This window comes from Flammeovirga pectinis (genome assembly GCF_003970675.1).
Classification (GTDB): Bacteria; Bacteroidota; Bacteroidia; order Cytophagales; family Flammeovirgaceae; genus Flammeovirga; species Flammeovirga pectinis.
Genome location: NZ_CP034562.1, coordinates 3,642,741 through 3,662,574 on the forward strand (window position 1 = coordinate 3,642,741; position 19,834 = coordinate 3,662,574).

Genomic DNA, 19,834 nt, shown 5'->3' on the forward strand with positions numbered 1-19,834 from the left:
AAGATTTGAGTTGCATCAAGTTAATAATTTAGGTGTAAGGTGGTATAAATTCCTTATCAGAAAGGTTTAACCAACATAATTGTTGATAACTTTTTGATTTATTAAGTATACTCAATTTAAGAACAAAAAGTTATCAACATGAAAAATCCAACAGCTTAAAACTAAACTGTTGGATTTAATCTATTTTTATAGCTTAACCAGTATTAAAGAATAATTTCTTTTTCGAAAGCCTCTTCAACGTCAGTTAAAATATTTAATACCTCATCCTGATCCATTGCTTCTACCAAACGCATTCTAAAAGGCTTAAAATGAGTTATACCTTTAAAATAGGTAGTATAGTGTCTACGCATTTCAAAGATTCCTGTTTTATCTCCTTTCCATTCTACAGAAAAATTTAAATGGCGTTTAACAGTTTTAATTCTTTCTTCCATTGTAGGAGGAGCAAGAATTTCACCTGTTTCCATAAAGTGTTTTACTTCTCTAAAAATCCAAGGATAACCAATTGCAGCACGGCCAATCATTATACCATCTACCTCGTACTTTTCTTTGTATTCTAAAGCTTTTTGAGGAGAATCAATATCACCATTGCCAAAAATTGGAATATGAATATCTGGATGGTTTTTAACCTCCGCTATTTTTGTCCAATCTGCAACTCCTTTATACATTTGTTCACGAGTACGACCATGAATTGTTAAAGCCTTAACCCCAACGTCTTGTAAACGTTTTGCTACTTCAACAATACGGATTGTACTATCATCCCACCCTAAACGAGTTTTAACTGTTACGGGCTTTTCGACTTGCTTTACAATTTCTTCGGTCATGCTTTGCATTTTATCAATGTCTAATAAAATACCAGCACCAGCACCTCTACCTGCTACCTTTTTAACAGGACAGCCATAATTAATATCAATAATTTCTGGGTTAGCTTCTTCAGCAATCGCTGCTGCATGACGCATAGAGTCTATCTTTTCTCCAAAAATTTGAATACCAATAGGACGTTCGTAATCATATATATCTAATTTCATTCTGCTTTTAGCAGCATCACGTATCAACCCCTCAGCAGAAATAAATTCTGTGTACATTAAATCAGCCCCGTTTTCCTTACAGACAGCTCTAAATGGAGGATCACTAACGTCTTCCATTGGAGCCAATAATAAAGGAAAATCTTTGACCTCTAAATCACCTATTTTTACCACTTGATTAAAGCATTTTAAATGTTTAGCAAAATATGTAGTTTTTACTCTTATATAAAAAAGTATCTTTGCTACATATTAGGAAACTCCCTATAAACCATTTCGGTTCATAATTTCCTAATTATGAGTATGTTTTGTAACAACTATTAGGAAATGCATCCTTACAGTTAGAATTGCAAATTTATAATAATTACATAATAGACCATAAAAATGAATCAAGATCCGTTCAATTATTTTAAAAAATTTCTTTTTCTGATCTTATTTATCATTGCCTTTACATTTATTGGGCAAGCAGTTGTAGTGGCTGTTTTACTTCCAATATTCGATTTTGATGTAAATTCAATATTTAGTAGTATAACTGCACAAGATAATAGAACTATCATGTTAATAGTTCAGGGGATATCTGCACTTTTCACTTTTATTCTAGGGCCAATAGCTTATGGTTTTTGGTATGATAAAGCATTACTAAATACACTTAGAAGTACTTTAGTAGCAGATAAAAGACAATGGGTAATTGCAATATTTGTAATCGTAGCATTCTTACCTCTTGGATCTGCTTTATTAGTTTGGAATCAACATATTGATTTCCCATCAAGCTTAGCAACACTAGAAGCTAGTTTTAAAGCCAAAGAAATTCAATTAGCTCAATTAACTGTGTTCTTAGTCGATTTTCAATCTACTGGAGAGTTTTTATTAGGTCTAATTGTAATTGCTGTTTTTGCTGGAATTGGTGAAGAATTAGTATTTAGAGGTTTTTTACAAAGATACTTAGAAGGTATATTTAAGAATGTTCATGTGGGAATATGGCTTACTGCAATCATTTTTTCTGCTATTCATATGCAATTTTATGGTTTCTTTGTAAGAATGTTCTTGGGAGTCTTGCTAGGATACTTATTTTTGTGGTCAGGAAGAAGTTTATACCCTTCCATTATAGCCCACATTACAAATAACGCACTTACAGTTATTGGTGTTTATTTTAATAAAGAAGAGTTGTTAGAAGAAATGGCTAATCCTTTTGATGCTGAAGCACCAGAATGGTATATAGTTGTTATAAGCGGTATTTTTGCAGTAGCTCTGTTAATGTATTACAGAAAACTCTATTTGGACAAAAGAGATAATTCACTAAATTGAGAACTATGGCACAATCTAATTGGGAAAAAGTATTTGCAAGCGATCAGTTATACCAAGCTGAAATCGTAAAAGAAACTTTAAATGAAAGAGGCATTAATGCCGTTGTTTTAGACAAAAGAGACTCTTCCTATAATGCTTTTGGTTATAGAGAGGTCTATGTTGATAAATCAGTTGCTGAGCAAGCAACATTAATAATTAAGCAAGATGTTCAATTTGAATAATCGCTCCGAATTAACGCAAAGAGTTATTGTCGGATTTTTAGGCGGAGTAGGAATGATAGGGGCCATCTATTTTGGTGCTTGGACTTACTTTGGCTTATTCCTCGTAATTAGTGTAGCTACAATGTTAGAATTTTACAAGCTACTCAGATTAGAGGAACACTTACCTTTAAGAACTTATGGAACACTTTTAGGTATCCTTATTTACTGCCTTACATTCTTTATTGAATTAGATATGATATCATCCCGATGGATGTATCTGGTATTTGTAGGGTTCTCTTCTGCATATCTTATAAAGCTATACAGTAAGGGTGATAAATTACCTTTTAAGAATTTAGCTTATACATTTTTAGGAGTGATGTATGTTGCTGTTCCGTTTTCATTAATACATGCTTATGTATTTTTTGATACTAAATATCACTACGAAATTTTAATTGGAGCTATGCTTATTTTATGGGCAAATGATTCTGGAGCTTATTTTTCTGGAAAAACATTTGGTCGTAGAAAGTTATTTGAGCGTATTTCTCCAAAGAAAACTTGGGAAGGTAGTATTGGAGGAGCTGCACTTGCAGTAACAGTTAGTTTAATATTCTCGCATTTTTATACTTCTTTAGAAGCATGGAGATGGGTAACTATTGCTATCATTATTGTAGTTACAGGTACTTATGGCGATTTGGTCGAATCTCTTTTTAAGAGAAGTATGAGTATTAAAGATTCTGGAACTACACTTCCTGGACATGGTGGTTTCTTAGATAGATTTGATGGATTATTATTATCAGCTCCATTTATTGCAGCTTTTTTGAAAATATTCCCTCCAAATCTTTAAAAAAAGAATCAAATATTTGGTAGTTATATAAATTACCTACATATTTGCACCCGCTATCAGAAAAAGATAGCACCTAGAGAGTTGGCAGAGTGGTCGAATGCGGTAGTCTTGAAAACTATTGTACCGCGAGGTACCGGGGGTTCGAATCCCTCACTCTCTGCTGAAAAGGCATCAAATATTAATATTTGATGCCTTTCTTTTTATATAATTATTCTAAGAAGTAATTTTAATATATTTTTAGAATAATTCTCCTTTAAATATTTGGTAGTTACAAAAAATACGCACATATTTGCACCCGTTATCACAAAAAGATAATACCTAGAGAGTTGGCAGAGTGGTCGAATGCGGTAGTCTTGAAAACTATTGTACCGCGAGGTACCGGGGGTTCGAATCCCTCACTCTCTGCTGAAAAGGCATCAAATATTAATATCTGATGCCTTTCTTTTTATATAATTATTCTGATTTACTTTAGCTTATCCTACTCCAATTTGTAGAAGACTTTTTCACTAATAAACTCTGTTGATGTTTTATCAATTGATTTTCTTCTTTCTGCAAATCAGGATCCTCATCAAGTATTTTTTCTGCAATACCTCTTACCTCTTGTAATAAAGCAGCATCTGCTCCAATATCAGCATGCCTTAAATCAAGAATACCACTTTGTTGTGTTCCTTCAATATCACCTGGTCCACGAAGTTTTAGATCAGCATCAGCAATTTTAAAACCATCAGTAGTATCTACCATTGTTTTAATTCTTACTTTACCATCTTTAGATAGCTTATCACCTGTCATAAGAATACAATAAGACTGCTCTCCACCTCTACCAACTCTACCTCTAAGCTGATGAAGTTGTGCTAATCCAAATTTCTCTGCATTTTCAATTATCATCACAGTAGAATTAGGGATATTAACACCAACTTCAATTACAGTTGTTGCTACCATAATTTCTGTTTTTCCTTCAGCAAATCGTTGCATTTCGGCGTCCTTATCCGCTGCCTTCATTCTACCATGAACTACACTTACTTTATAATCAGGAAAAGCCCTTGTAACACTTTCGTACCCAGACATTAAATTTTGATAATCGAGTGTTTCAGATTCTTCAATTAAAGGATACACAATGTAGACTTGTCTACCTAATTCAACTTGTTCTTTTAAGAAACCAAAGACACGTAACCTTCCTTTTTCAAATTTATGCCATGTGATAATTGGCTTTCTACCTGCAGGTAATTCATCTATAACAGATACCTCCAAATCACCATAAACAGTCATAGCCAAAGTTCTTGGAATTGGTGTTGCAGTCATAACCAACATATGCGGCTTTGCTTTACTGCTCTTTTTCCATAAAGCAGCACGTTGAGCAACTCCAAAACGATGCTGTTCATCTATTACACATAAACCTAAATTATAAAAATCTACTTTATCCTCAATAAGTGCATGTGTTCCCACAATTATCTTTAATGAGCCATCTCTAAGTGTTTCGTCAATTCTCCTTCTGGTTTTTGTTTTTGATGATCCAGTTAACAGCTCAATTGTTACACCCATTGCATCTGCAAACTCTTTTAAACCATTATAATGCTGCTGTGCTAGAATTTCTGTTGGAGCCATTAATGCAGACTGAGCATCATTATCAAGAGCCATAAGCATACACATAAATGCCACTATAGTTTTACCACTACCTACATCGCCTTGTAATAATCTATTCATCTGATAGCCACTTCGCATATCATTGTAGATTTCTCTTATTACTCTTTTTTGCGCGCCAGTTAAATCAAAAGGAAGGTGATTATTAAAGAAATCATTAAAGGTGGGAATTATTGTGAATATTTGACCTCTATATTTATCTGTTCTCTTCCCTACTTTAGAAGCAATAATTTTTAATTGAAGGTAAAATAACTCTTCAAATTTTAATCTTTTCTTTGCTTGGTCAAGTGTTTCAGCATTTTTAGGAAAATGAGTCCATGCTACTGCCAACCCTTTTGAGATTAAATTATGCTCCTTTATCAAATACTCGGGTAAAGTCTCTGAAATAGTATGATAGACTTTTTCTAAAAGTGTTCTTGTCAATTTAGCTAATACCCTACTATCCACTTTCTTTGTCTTCATTTTTTCTGAAGTGTGATAGACAGGAGCTAGTCCTCCAGATGTTGCCTGAGGTGTAGCTGTATTTGGATCATATTCATCTAATTCTGGATGCGAAATGGAAAATTTAAAACCATATCGTTGTGGTTTGCCATAAGCTATATACCACATTCCAACTTTCAGTGATTTCTCTACCCACTTTGCTCCTCTGAACCAAACAAATTCCATTTCTCCGGTTTCATCAGAAAATGTAGCCACCAAACGTTTACTTCTACCTTCACCAATAGAATTTACAAATGTCAGACGGCCAATCATCTGAACATAAGCTGTATCACTTACAACCTCATTAATTTTATAAAAATGAGTTCTATCTTCATGACGGAAAGGGTATTGCTCTAATAAATCTCCAAAAGTATATACTCCTAGCTCCTTATTTAGAATTTCTGCACGAACAGCTCCAACTCCTTTTAAAAACTCAATTTTAGTATCAAAAATATTATTCACTTGATTGGCCTAATTTTTTTGGTAAAAATATACGGTCTACACTACGAAATTAGTGTATTATTGTCAGATTCTATTAATTTTAGATATAGGCTTTTTAATTAACTCATTATTCGAACTTATCATATGCGATTTTTCGTACTCTTTATATATATAATTCTTCTTTTTCTTCCAAATTTCACCTTTGGTCAACAGACTCAAATGGAGAAAGTAAATGCATGGAGAAACCTTGTTAATGGCAAGCGTTTTTATAGAATGGAAGTAAGGGATAATGGTATTTATAGACTCACCTATTCTGAATTGGGTAGCGAAGTAACTTCTCAGAACCCTCAAAACTTTAGAATGTTTAGAAGAGGAGAAGAAATTGCAATTCATATTGAAGGAGAATCTGACGGTAGTTTTGATACCGGTGATTATATTGAGTTTTATGGGGAGCCAAATGATGGTGAAACCGACCGCTATTTATTTAGAGACACTACTGAATTATACAATCCATATCAGCCTATATATTCTAAAACTGCCGTTTATTTTCTTAGTATTGATGTGGTTAATATCAGTACACCACCTAAAAGAATAGAAACCTTAAATCCAGATCCTAGCGGTGCTAGTTTAGTTACTGAACATTGGTATACTGAAACTTATATTAAAAAAGATGCTAATGATCCTAGTGGTAATTTTGATTTAAGAACATCTTTTAGTCAAGGAGAAGCAGTTGATAAAAATTATACAAATAGAGTCCATTTTCAATCTACATTTGAAGATGTTAGATCTTGGAGTACTTATGATACAGAATATAAAAAAGGGTTAGTAAAGTTTCAATTAGATTTAAATAACTATGTTTTAAAGTCATCTGTTACTCTAGAAACTAGAATTATAAATTTTTCTTATAGAAGTGCTAGATTAATAATAAAAATTGGTAATAAGGAAGAAGAAGAAGAATTAGTTGAAAAATATAAAGCTAGTCCAAAATTTTTCATAAAAATAAATGAAACAGAAATTGACGATGTAAACTCTCGTATCATAATCGAACTTAAAGATGATAATGACAATCCTAATGAAACAAGAACAGCACATATAAATCAACTAGGAGTGATGTATTTTGCTCTTACATACCCTCAAGTACATTTGTCAATAAAAAACACTGATAAAAAATTCTTTTTGAAGTCAGGTATAAAAAGGAAAATTGCTGCTCCATCAAGTAATTCAAGTAATTTTTATAACATAAATAATCCATATTCTCCACGTAGATATTCAAAAAATAATGCTAGTAGTAAATATGAATGTATTATAGCATCAAACACTGATAAAACTGAAATATATTTTAGTGCTTCTTCAAAATCAGTAAGTAATTTAGTTAAAGCACAATTTGATTTTACTAATACTACTTTAAATTATAATTACTTGATTATCTCACATCAAGAATTAATGAAAGACGAAGCTGTAACTTCTTATGCCAATTACAGAAAGTCACCAACTGGTGGTAGCAACAATGTATATACAGCCGAAATTAATAAACTTTATAATACGTTTTCTTGGGGTGAATATACACCTTTAGCAATAAGAAATACAATTGACCTTTTGAAAGATAATAACTTAAAATATGTACTACTTCTTGGTAAAGGATTAGACCTAGACTCAGATCCTTATGAAAAGCCTCCCGAATTTTCTCCAGAAAACCCTACAGCATATCATTATATACCTTCTTTCGGATACCCTGCTTCTGATAATGCTTATTCAATGTATTTTAATTCTGAAATAATAGGAGAAGTTTCAGTTGGCCGAATTGCAGCAATTTCTTCATCGAACATAACAGATTATCTTAACAAGGTCAAAGAACATGATCAATTAGATTTTGATGCTTTATGGAGAAAGAAAGCTCTACATCTTAGTGGCGGTAGTGATGCAGTACAACAACAAAAATTTAGAGAAGTTATAGATGGATTCTCTAGTATTTTTATTGATACTTTAGAAGGAGGGATTGTTGAAACAAAAAGTAGAACTGAAGATGGTGTTATCGAAATTCTTGATGTATCTGATATTGTTGATCAAGGTATTACTTTAATGACATTCTATGGACACTCCTCTGCTTCTGCAGCTGATATTGACATTGGTCCTGCAAGTAATTACAATAATAAAGGTAAATATCCTTTTGTTTTAATGAATGGGTGCGGAGGCGGAAACCTTTTTGAAGAAAAAAAATCATGGGGAGAAGATTGGATTGAAACTCCGAATAAAGGCGCTATAGGTTTTATGGCAAAATCTGGTACTGGAGATGCAGATGAGTTAAAATATCTTGCAAATAATTTCTACACAAGCACATTCCAAGATAGTATTGGAGCTAGTATTGGTATTCATATACTCAACTCATTTAGAGATTATTTAAATAATATAACAAATGGATTAAAACTCTCTACTGTTGAACAATTTGCAATCCAAGGAGATCCCTTAATTAAAATCTCTCCGAATAAGCCTGATTTTGCATTAAATCAAAATACAATTACCATAATACCTCAGAATAATGAGTTAAATACCAGTGATGATTTCTATAATTTGAATATCGATATTTATAATTTTGGCATTGCAATACCAAACCAAGATTTATATGTTGAAATTACAAGAAGATATTCAAATGGTATTATTTCTAGGGAAAACACTGTAACAAAATTACCTTTTAATGCTCCCTATAATTCTAATCATACAATTTTAAATGTATTAAATAGTAATGAAGATAAGGAATATGGTAGTGGAAATAATGAAATCATCGTAACATTGGGAGACTCTATCGACGACCAAGGACATGTGATTAGTACAATTGATGAAATAAACCTTGAGAATAACACTGTAATTATCAATACTTATTTTTACCAGAATAAAGTTGAAATAATTTATCCTCAAAATCAGTCAGTTGTTTATCAAAATCAAATCCAAATTTATGCATACGATTATAGTATTGATAAAATCAATAAAAATGTATCATTTCAAATAGCCAATGATAGTGAGTTTAATTCAATAATTTTTGAAGAAACGGTCTCTAGCTCTCAACTTTTTAAATGGGAAATCCCTCTAAATAATGTAAATGACACTACAGTTTACTACCTAAGGTCAAGTATTATTAATGACAATAATTCAAATAAAATTTGGGATACTATCTCATTTACTAAAATTAAAAACAATACTCTTGATGGATGGATGCAAAGTAGTATTTATCAAATGCAAGATAATGTCTTAACTAATATGACACTTAACGGCTATGAAAGTAATTTGAATTGGAGTTTCCCAACTGATGATGCAATTATTGAGGTTAAATCTGGTGGAGCAGATTATGAAAATGGATATACTTATGAAGTAACTTTAAATGATGAAACATATGTCGAAATAGGAGGCTGCTCAGGAACTGATCGAATGATTATTATGGTTTTTGATCAATACTCTGGAAATATTAAAGTTGCTCAAAAAGAAAGTTGGGATGGTTTAAGATGTGGAAATGGTGTAATACCTGGCGCCGTACGGTTTAGTACTGATGATATTAGAGGGAAATATGGAAATCCGATCACTAGAAATGGTCCATATTCTTTATTTATAGATCCTAAATATAAAATGGAAAATATCCAACCTGGTGACTATGTTTTAACAATAATGGCAGGTACTTTTAACTTTCAAAAAGATTTACCTAATGTTGGAACTCCGCAAAGAGATGCATATGAGTTGCACTTAGATGCTTTAAGAGAAGCAGGTTTAGATGTAGAAGATATGCAAAAAGAAATAACAAAAGAAGGAGTTCCATTTGTTGGGTGGAGCAGGTATAAAATGACTTCTAATATTCCCTTACAGTATTATAAATATGAAAAAGACAAAGTAATTGAAGAGACTTTTAAAATTCAAAGAAATATAAACGAAGGTAAAGTATCTTCATCACCTATTGGTCCATCTAAACTATTTTCAAGATTATGGATTAATTATGATAAAAATGAAAATAATATAGTTTCAACGAAGATTAATGGGATTACTAAAAATCCAATTACTGGTAAATTATCTTACGATTCACTTTATATAATAAATCATGAGATTTCTGATAATGGTTTTGATTTAAGTTCAATACCAAGTATTCAAAATTATCAGATGATCAACTTAACAATGGAAACAAGTGATATAAGTAATAATAGAATTCCTGCACAATTAAAAAATTGGAGAGTCTCTTATTCTCCTATCCCAGAAGGTGTTATACTCAAAACTGATAACTTGAAAAAATTAACAGTTCAACAAGGAGAACCATTTTCTTATAACTATGAATTTTTTAATGTTTCTCCAGTTACATTTGAAGATAGTATTTTAATAGAAATTAATTATAAACCTTTAAACAATCAATTTACAGATTTTAAAGACAGTCTTTATATAGCTTCGATACCTCCATATGGTAAAAGTAATATCTCTATTACTCCAATTACTTGGAATAATTCTAATCAAGAAAAAAGTTTCTATGGTGATAGTGAAATCTCGACAAATGTTAATGCAGATTTTAAAATTAATGAAATTCATTACAATAATAATTTTATAACAGAAAGTATAAATATTACGACTGACTCTACAAACCCATTAATTGAAATTTTCTTTGATGGCCAACGAATTATTAATGGTGATGTAATATCTCCCAATGCTGAAGTTAACATTAGTCTTAATGATGATAATCAATATATTTCTTTAGAAGATAACTTTATATTTTTAAACAATGGAGATACCACTTCGCTACTAACTGCTCTTATTTCAGAAAAAGATACTAAAAGTGAACAATATCCTTTAAATATATCAGGGGTAGATATAGAAAGAGTTAATAATAGTAATCATATTACTACTACATTCAATTTATCAAACGCCGTTCCTTTAATATTTTTAGATGAGAATAAGAACCTCAAATCAGGTCAATATTCATTGGAGATTTCTGGAATTGATCCTACAGGTAATAACAGTGGTTATAATAAGAATGATGGTAAAGCAAATAAGCTTAAAGTAGATTTTGAAATAAATACTGAAGCTTCAATAACTAACTTCTATCCATATCCAAATCCATTTTCTGATAATGTTAAATTTGTATTTCAGATAACAGGCATTAACGTACCCGATCAAATAAAAATTCAGATTATGACTATTACAGGCCGTGTTGTTAAAGAAATATTTCAAGATGAATTAGGTCCAATAAGAATTGGAACAAATATAAGTGAATACGCCTGGGATGGCAAAGATACATTTGGAGATCAATTAGCTAATGGAGTTTATTTATATAGAGTTATTATCCCTGAAAAAAACATTGGTAATTTTAAACATAAATCTACAAGCAGTGATAATTTATTTAAGCAAAATATTGGTAAACTATATCTATTAAGATAATAATGTCTTTAAAATTTAAGCTATCTAACAAAACATTTATTTTTGGTTTAATATTACTATACTGTATACTGTTTATAATATATAATAAGGTTCTTTTTAACCCCAATTCATATTTATTGAGTACAGAAATTGATGCTTTAAAAAATTATTTTTTCTATGTATGGATAGTTCGGTATGGACCAGAAACAAAATTATTGGCAAATAATTATCCTTTTGGTGAATCTATCCTTTATACTGATAGTATGCCTATTATTTCTTCTATTTTATACTATTTCTTAAAAATAATTAATATTAAAAGTGTTTATTCAATTGGAATACTTCATTATATATTATTTTCACTTTATGGCTTTAGCTATTCAATAACTTACAAAATTTTAAATCAATTAAGAGGTAATAAACATTGGGTAAATGTATTTGCTTCAATATTAATCACTTTAATTTTACCAAGTAATTCAAGAATTTCATTACATTTTGGCCTTTTCTTCTTACTTATCCTTATACCTTTATTAATCTATTGTCTTATAAAAGTAGAAAAAGGTAATTCATTTATCTTAACCTTATTATTACCGATAATCTTATTCGGTTTTCTTATACATAGTTATTCTGGTTTCTTCTTGGGCTATATTTCAATCTTATTTTTCATAATTAAACTTATTATTGTTAAACCTAAAAAAAGAAATCTAATAGGACTTCTATTAACAATTGCTGTGATCTTATTTTACCTTTTACTTCTAAAAAATAATGATCAAAATTTATGGAGGAGTAGTCACCCCCTTTTTATGTATGATTTTCGTCTATCAGTTAAACAAATATTATTTCCATTTTACGATTCGAATTATCATTCATATTACAGAGTAGTTCTAAATTATTGGTTCTGGATTAGTGTATTTCTCTGTCTATTAAAATTCAAAAGTATCAACATAAAAAATAATAAAAATCTTATTACATTTTTTATAATTGGTTTTTTATCAATTATGTATGGTACATCTATATTTTTAAGGTTTGAATTTCTATATAAGGTCTTTCCCATTTTAGAACAGGTTAGATCATTAGAACGATTTGGATGGGTAGCTAATTATTTACTCTCTATATCTATATTTATTATTTTAAGCAAAATCTATAATTCAAGAATAATTATTCTAATAATTACATTAGGTATTCTTGAGTCATTTTTATTTCATACTGATATTCAAAAAGATTTCACATATACTTCCAATCCTTACACTAAGGAAACAGTTGAAGGATCATTAAACATTAACTGCATATTCCCTATATATTCAAATAAAAATGACTGTAATAAAAAAATCTTACAAGACACATATTCATTAGCATATTATTTAAAGACACCTACAATTCACAATTATTTATCTAGAAGAAGTGATGAAGAAAAAAACATACATGATCAATTTATTCTACCTTCAGTTTCCAATAAATCTATTCAAAAATATTACCCTATAAATGATAGAATTCTTTTACATGGTAATATTGAAAATCTAAATTTTCCTAAAAATTTTATTAATGGTATTAAAACCATTAGAGTTTCATCAAACTATTTTCAAGATAATATTATTCAAAAAGATACTCTTATTAAATATTCAAAAAAAAATTATGTTGATAGTATTTTTAATATTAAGAATTTAGGTACTCAAAAAATTTTAAATATCAAAACACACTCTCTTAAACTTAACACTACATACTCTTTAATGATTTGGAATTATAATTACCATCAAGATAGTTTAATTCTAAATAAACTTGAACTATACCAAGGTCAAAAACTAATTGGATCTCAAAAAAATTTCACTAGTTATTCTATAATGGATAATCACTGGGGTGGATTGAAAATTAACTTCAAATTACTAAATAACAAACCTCTTCATCTAAATGTAAAATCTATACGCCGTAATTATATTTTCTTATATAATTATATATTTGATATACCTACTGAATTGAGGGCTAGAAAGCAACCTTTAATTTTCAAAAATATCATGATATTTGAAAAAGACTCACTTGATAAATTATTGAAATTAAAAAATGATTAAAATAATAAAAGATAATAAAGAATTTTATATTGGATTTTTTTTTATTGTAATAATTCTTTTAACTATTTACTGTGAATTAATTTTGAATATTAATTCACATTTCCTTTATGTTGATGGAGATGCCCTAAAAAATTATTTTTTGTTTGCGACTGTTTCTAAGTTTGGTAATACTTCTAATATAAATTATCCTTTTGGAGAATCTTTATTATATACAGATTCAATTCCTCTTATAAGTTATTCAAATTATTTATTATCTAAACTATCTATTCTTAATCCCAAATATAGTATTGGTATATTACACACATATCTTTTATCTATATACCTTATTAGTTACATCTATTTATATAAAATATTTCGAAATACAAATACTACCCCTTGGATAGCAGTATTAGGAAGTTTAATAATAGCATTAGGATGTCCTTCAAATAGTAGAATTTTATTACACTTCGGGTTACATTTCATAGGTGTATTCCCTTTTTTATTATTTCAAATTTTTAATTATTCAAAAAATACACCTAAAAAAAATGTTATTATAATTATATTTCTCACCTCTTGTTATTATATACATGGGTATGTAGGAGCACTATTCTCTGGGTTTACTATTTTTTATTTTATATTTTTATCACTCTTCAATAAAAAAATAATATCAACAGGTATTTCATTAGGCCTAATCTCAACATTCATATATACAATAACTGTTTACTATTTCGATGACAATTTATGGAGAAGTCCGCATCCTTCAGCATTATTTGATTACTTAATTAACATAAAAAGAATAATCCCCTTTACTTTCAATAGATATATATCTATCCATGATAACCTTCAATTAAATATTTGGCTTTGGATTCTAACTTTTTTTACATTGCTTCAATTAAAAAAAATAAAAATAAAAAATACTTCAATTGTAGCAGCTTTTCTTAGTGGATTAGTTTTTTTTATTTATGGCACATCAATTATAGTACGTTTTCAAATAGTCTTAGACTTAGTTCCTCAACTACAACAATTAAGAGATTTACAAAGATTTGGTTGGATTTCATATTTCGTTTTTACTTCAGGAAGTATTATTTATGGAGAAAAATATTTAAATAAAAAAATACTATTTCCAATTCTACTTTTAGGACTAATTGAAAGTATTAATTATCAAATTAAAATAATAAATAAAGCAGATTTTCAAGAAAATATTTTTTCTAAAAAAAATCTTAAAGATTCAATCTCTAATAATTTTAAAGCATCATTATTTTTATCCTCTAATTTTAAAGAAAATACTAAATTCAATTTAAAACACAACTTAAATTTGATACAATATCAACTATCTTATTACTATGAAATCCCTCCAATAAACAATTATTTATCTAGACACAGTGAAGTTGAACAACACATACAAAAACAATTTTATATCCCGATTGCTAAAGGAGTTTACCCTACATTACTTAGTTATGTAAATAAAACAGATTCCATATTATTACTTTCTAATATTCGTAATTATAATTATATCCCGATAAAAAAATTAGGATTAAATTTTTATATTTCTTCCATTGAAGACTTTTTACAAAATCCAATAAATCTTGATTCAATAAGACAAAAAGCTGACTATTTTGATCCGTTAACGAATAAGAGTATAATGAAAATAATTAATGATAATAAAGATGGATTATTAATTGACCAATTCTTTAGTGGAAGAATTACATCAATACCCGTAAAATCATTAAATACAAAAACCAAATATAAATTAAGCATATGGAACTATAATTACAAACAAGATAGTTTAGTATTTGATAAACTTGTACTTTACCAAAATGATCGTATTATCAGTTCAACTAGTGACTTTACCAAGTTTGATATTATGAGTAACAGATGGGGACGATTAAATATGAATTTTATATTAAATAATAATATAGATACCATATTTCTTCATGCTGAAAGAAGTTTTTATAATTCACCTTTCATAATAGAAAAAATTTTAAAAACTAATTTAATAAAGAAAAAAAGAAAACAGCCCTTAATTTTTAATGAACTAACCATTACTACTATATCGCCAATAGAATGATGAATACATCAATAATACAGGATATACTGGCATAAAAAACCGTCCATCCCAATCTGCTACAGTAAATCCAACTATAAATAGGTGAACAACGAAATAAGAAATAAATATTAATTTTATATCAAAATCATATTTATAATTAAAAAAATTAACAATTGAATATATATATAAAGGAAATAATATTATTATCGAATTAATATTATGAGATATTGACCAATATGGCCTTACGTGTAGTAAAAAAAAAGTAACTTTTAATAAAAATAATTTTATCCAAAAACTAAAGTTATCAATAATAAAATATAACATACCAATAAAAGTTGAAACCGTTTCTTTTCGTATTATTAATGGAGAATTATTATCTACTTTTAAATACGGGTATTTATTTATTATATTTTCATATGATGAAATCAAATAAATCACATCTCCTCTTATATAATCTGACACTACATTAAATGATAACAACATTTTATTTAGTAAAATGAAAATTATCATTACGAATATTAAGATCGATAATGATAAGATTAATCTTGACTTTATATGTTTTTTTATTAAAAAAATTACAAAGACAATTAAAATTGCTACTCCCGTCGGTTTAATTAAACTCGTATAAATTCCTACTATTAATAAACTTATAAGAATCGTTTTATTTTTTTTATTATTTAAATAAAATTGAGTTAAAAAATAACATAATAATATAATAAAAGAGATATAAAAAGATTCACATAGGAGATATGAATTCCAATAAACAACCTCAAAATTCATCAAATAAAAAATCACTATACATGCTGATATTTTAAGGCTTTTAGTAATTATTAAAATCACTTCAAGTAGTAAAAAAACCGAACAAAAGGATATAAAATACTGTAATGAAATTACAAAAATATTACTATTACAAATCCCTTTTGATATTTTTAAAAATAGGATATAACCAATATACCAAAAATTTGAATTATTGTCTCTAAATAATAATTCAAAGTTTTCTACATAATATAAGTACCTTTCAGAGTCCACCACAACTTTAACCCCATATTTATGTATTGAGATGACACTCAATAAAATAAATACTATTCCTACAATAGAGTAAGTATTTATTTTACTTAAAAAGAGTTTTTTAAGTAAGTTCATATATCAAAAAATAACTTTATACCCTTAAGGCAATATAAAATTTATTAAAATATTTTGGTTTATATTAAAAAAGCGACCATTAACTGATCGCTTTTTTTAATATCTATTTATTTACCTTTAAAGTCTTACCCCTAAAATAGTAATATCATCACGTTGAGGAATTTCTCCCATATGCTCTACTAGAGATTTTTCTAAAGCTGATTTTTGCTCTAACATTGGCTTTTCTGCATTTGCTTGCAGAATATCTATTAGTTGAACTTTACCAAACTTACGCCCTCCTTTATTATTTTGATCCTGAAGACCATCTGTAGTAAGATATACAGAAGATCCTTTCACTACATCAATTACAGTATTAGAGAAGCTAATTTTAGATGACTTACGACGGTGAACACCACCTACAGATTTATTATCACCTTTGTACTCTATTAACTGTTCATTACCCGGCTCTTTTATGTACAATGGTCTCTTTGCACCAGAGAACACTACTCTATCATTACCAGTTAGTGATCTTTCTATCATACATAAACAAACGTCCATACCGTCATCATTACTTTTATTTTCCTGATGGAGGGCATCAATAACACCTTCGTTTAGCATGTCTAAGATTTTTGCAGGATCGTATGTTTTCTTCTGATTAATAATCTCATTCAATAATGTGTTACCAATCATAGACATAAATCCACCTGGTACACCATGACCTGTACAGTCTAATGCTGCAACAAATATTCTTTCTGTAACATCTGTTTTAGAGAAGTTAGAACCAGCAATCATGTCCTTGCGTTCATCTATTTTAGAGAACCAATAGAAATCTCCAGATACAATATCCTTTGGTTTAAAGAATACAAAGTTCTCTAGTAAACCTGTCTGGATTTTTGCATTAGATGGAAGAATGGCTCTCTGAATAGTTTGAGCATATCTAATACTATCTGTAATGTGCTTGTTCTGGTTTTCAATTTCTTGGTATGCATTCGCATTTGTCAAGGCAATTGATACGTAAGATGCTAGAGTTCTCAAAATGTTTAACTCATTTCGAGTATATGCATTCTTTTCATAACTCTGTACTGTAAGTACTCCTAAGGATTCACCAGTAATTAATGGAATATATACCAATGATTTTGGTTCTTCTGAAGTTCTAAACTCAGGTTCTTCTCTTAAGAAATTATGAATTTCATTTTCATAATCATTTATTACAATCTCTTCACTAGACTTGTAACTAAGAACAGATAGGCTATTCTTTTTCTCGATATCATAACTGAAAAGAGGAAGTGTTAATCCGTTTTCTAAGAAATTGATATATTCAATTTTCTCGTATTTCTTTCTATAAATACCGATACCAAATACCGCTGCATCCATTAAAGTATTTACATAAGCATAAGCTGTCCAGTTAATTGATTCAAGATCCAGAATTGCGGTAATTTTCTGACCAAACTCTGATAGTACTTGAATGTTACTATATGCTTTTTCTATTTGTGTTTTTGCTGAAACAAGTTCATCTCTTTGTTTTTCAATTTCTAGGTTTTGGCCTAAAATTTCTTCGTTTTTAGAAGCAAGCTTAACATTCTTATTACGGTTTTGAACATAACCTGTAATAATCATTGCTAATACGATGAATAACATGATAAACATTGCAATAAATACTTTTTTCAAAGTTTCTTGCTCACGAATCAAATTATCTTGAAGTTGTCGTTCACGCTCTAAAAGCTCTAATTCTTGTTCTTTTTGTTTCGACTTTGTTTCATTTTCTTGAAGACGTAACTCATTCAATTTCTTTGTTCTCTCTAACTGGTCAATTTCTTTAGAAGATTTTTCAGCTTGTAGAGCATTCATAGTAAGCATTAAATCTTGCTCCTGTTGTTTCTGCTCTAATTCTTGTTCTCTAAGCTGACTTTCCTTTAAATATTGATCTTGTTGTAAAAGTTCTAAGTCTTTTGCTTTACGCGCATTTTCTTCTTGTAAACGTTTCATTGATGCCTCTGCAACCTTACGGTCCATTATTAAGAGGTCAATCTCTTTTTCTTTTTCCTGTGCTGTTATACGAGCATTTGCTACTTCTTTTAGCTTTCTTCTCTCTACAGCTAGTGTACTATCTTTTAAAGCAATCAAACGTTTAGTTGTATTGAATGCTCTTTTGTAATCATTTGTTTTTACATACACATCAGCAATCTGACGGTAGTTTTTCTCCATTCGAGTAAAATCCCCCGCTTCCTTAGCATACTGAGAACTTTTTTCAAAATACTTTCTTGCTTCTGCGTAATTACCTTTTCCTAAAAATACAGTTGCTTTATAAGAATAAGCTTGAGCAATAGGTCCGGGTTGACCTTGTTTTATACGAATTCCTAATACCTGATCATAAGCTTTTAATGCTTCTGAATAACGCATGTTCTGATTAGAAAGCGTACCAATATTTGTCAATAATGTTGTATTCTGAGATTCAGGCTTACCAAACCTTCTATTTACAGCTAATGCTTTTTGAAAATATTTAAGTGCTTCAGAACGCTTATCTAATTTTTCAAAACATACTCCAATATCATTTAAAGGTACATGAGAACCTTCTTCATCACCTAGAATTTTTTTATTTGAAAGGATCTGAAAGTTAATTTCTTTTGCTTCTTCATAATTTGCTCTACGCATTTCAATAGAAGCAATCTTACCTAACTGAGTATTATGAGATTGTAAATCGTTTTTATTGTTCTGTAAAACGTATCGTTCATTGTAGTATTCGGCACTTTTTCTAAAATAAACTAACGCAGACTCATAATTTCTTAATTTAAGGTACGAATTACCTAATAACGTCCATATTTCACTTTGGCGTTTTAGGTCATTCATTCTTTCTGCAACCTTCAATGCTTTCAGCTCATATTGAATTGCGTTGTCGTAGACACCCCAATCTTGATACAAAAAACAGATTTCTCCATATGCATTATACAATGGAATGTCATCATTTTCTGCTTCATATATTTTGACTGCTTTAATTCCATACTCAATTGCTGTATCAAATTCTCTTTTCAATTTGTACATCATTGAATACACCAACAAAGCATCTGCTTTACCAATAGGATAATCAACTTTTTCAGATATTTTCAATGCTAATTCTGCAGATTTCTGCATAGAATTGAAATTACTTCTATCTAGTTCTAAACGTGATAGTTTAATTAACTTATCTACCTTACGTTTTCCATCAGGCATGGTTGAAATTTGCTTTTTCAACTCATTAACATTCTGTGAATAAGATAAATTTGTAAAAAAAAGTAGCCCAATAAGTACTAAAAATATTTTTGCGATTTTTTTATCAAACATAT

10 protein-coding genes and 2 tRNA genes are annotated in these 19,834 nt (G+C 29.1%); 8 read left to right on the forward strand and 4 right to left on the reverse strand.

The window, feature by feature from the left end:
• Positions 1–203 precede the first annotated feature (203 nt).
• A complete protein-coding gene (gene dusB / locus EI427_RS14670) occupies positions 204–1,196 on the reverse strand; it encodes a tRNA dihydrouridine synthase DusB (RefSeq protein WP_126615944.1) in 993 nt (330 codons plus the stop codon).
• A gap of 207 nt (positions 1,197–1,403) precedes the next feature.
• Between dusB and EI427_RS14675 the strand changes: the two genes are divergently transcribed.
• The 5 genes from EI427_RS14675 (at position 1,404) to EI427_RS14695 (ending at position 3,773) form a co-directional block, all read left to right on the forward strand.
• Entirely contained in the window at positions 1,404–2,324 is a 921-nt protein-coding gene (locus tag EI427_RS14675; protein ID WP_126615947.1) for a CPBP family intramembrane glutamic endopeptidase, read from the forward strand.
• A 5-nt stretch (positions 2,325–2,329) separates the two neighbouring features.
• Positions 2,330–2,545 (forward strand): putative signal transducing protein, encoded by a 216-nt coding sequence (locus EI427_RS14680; RefSeq protein WP_126615950.1) that lies wholly within the window; start codon positions 2,330–2,332, stop codon positions 2,543–2,545.
• On the forward strand, positions 2,529–3,368 hold the full coding sequence (locus EI427_RS14685) for a phosphatidate cytidylyltransferase (RefSeq protein ID WP_126615952.1): 840 nt from the start codon (positions 2,529–2,531) through the stop codon (positions 3,366–3,368). The genes EI427_RS14680 and EI427_RS14685 overlap by 17 nt, the downstream gene beginning before the upstream one ends.
• Positions 3,369–3,443: 75 nt before the next feature.
• Positions 3,444–3,528: transfer RNA gene (locus EI427_RS14690), tRNA-Ser, on the forward strand.
• 160 nt (positions 3,529–3,688) lie between these two features.
• Positions 3,689–3,773, forward strand: a tRNA-Ser gene (locus tag EI427_RS14695).
• 63 nt (positions 3,774–3,836) lie between these two features.
• On the opposite strand, the gene recG is transcribed toward EI427_RS14695, so the two are convergent.
• Positions 3,837–5,948 (reverse strand): ATP-dependent DNA helicase RecG, encoded by a 2,112-nt coding sequence (gene recG, locus EI427_RS14700; RefSeq protein WP_126615955.1) that lies wholly within the window; start codon positions 5,946–5,948, stop codon positions 3,837–3,839.
• 123 nt (positions 5,949–6,071) lie between these two features.
• Between recG and porU2 the strand changes: the two genes are divergently transcribed.
• From porU2 to EI427_RS14715, 3 genes are all read left to right on the forward strand, one after another.
• A complete protein-coding gene (gene porU2 / locus EI427_RS14705; RefSeq protein ID WP_126615958.1) occupies positions 6,072–11,327 on the forward strand; it encodes a putative type IX secretion system sortase PorU2 in 5,256 nt (1,751 codons plus the stop codon).
• A 116-nt stretch (positions 11,328–11,443) separates the two neighbouring features.
• Positions 11,444–13,366, forward strand: a complete 1,923-nt coding sequence (locus EI427_RS14710; RefSeq protein ID WP_126615961.1) for a hypothetical protein — start codon at positions 11,444–11,446, stop codon at positions 13,364–13,366.
• Positions 13,359–15,413, forward strand: coding sequence for a hypothetical protein (locus EI427_RS14715; protein WP_126615965.1), 2,055 nt, complete (start codon positions 13,359–13,361; stop codon positions 15,411–15,413). Before EI427_RS14710 ends, EI427_RS14715 begins: the two co-directional genes overlap by 8 nt.
• On the opposite strand, the gene EI427_RS14720 is transcribed toward EI427_RS14715, so the two are convergent.
• Together EI427_RS14720 and EI427_RS14725 are read right to left on the reverse strand one after the other, a co-directional pair.
• On the reverse strand, positions 15,381–16,535 hold the full coding sequence (locus tag EI427_RS14720; RefSeq protein WP_126615968.1) for an O-antigen polymerase: 1,155 nt from the start codon (positions 16,533–16,535) through the stop codon (positions 15,381–15,383). The genes EI427_RS14715 and EI427_RS14720 overlap by 33 nt on opposite strands.
• A 117-nt stretch (positions 16,536–16,652) precedes the next feature.
• The gene (locus tag EI427_RS14725) at positions 16,653–19,742 is read right to left on the reverse strand and encodes a SpoIIE family protein phosphatase (RefSeq protein ID WP_170178483.1); all 3,090 of its coding nucleotides are present in this window, start codon (positions 19,740–19,742) and stop codon (positions 16,653–16,655) included.
• Positions 19,743–19,834: the final 92 nt, after the last annotated feature.